This window comes from Pantoea sp. GbtcB22, from assembly GCF_019091025.1.
Lineage (GTDB): Bacteria > Pseudomonadota > Gammaproteobacteria > Enterobacterales > Enterobacteriaceae > Pantoea > Pantoea leporis.
Map to the genome: position 1 here is coordinate 1 of NZ_JAGXKB010000608.1, position 245 is coordinate 245.

At 55.9% G+C, this 245-nt stretch carries 1 protein-coding gene; it reads left to right on the forward strand.

Annotated elements, in window-relative coordinates:
- A partial coding sequence (locus KVT28_RS26135) for a hypothetical protein (RefSeq protein WP_217551179.1) occupies nt 1–245 on the forward strand: 245 nt, incomplete at both ends.

The window sequence follows — 245 nt, forward strand, 5'->3', positions numbered from 1 at the left end:
TATTAGACGCTTATGGCAATACGGCCACGAGCTACACCGGCACCGTGCACTTCACCAGCACTGATCCGTTGGCCCAGTTGCCCGCGGATTACACCTTCACGGCCTCTGACCAGGGTGTGCACTTCTTTAGAGTCACCTTTGGGACCAGCGGTTCCGAACAGCTCATGGTTAGTGATGGGGTCTTCTCGGATAGGAACACCTATGTGGCTCAGGGTCACTCTGTCCCAAGCGTGAGCTATATCCCC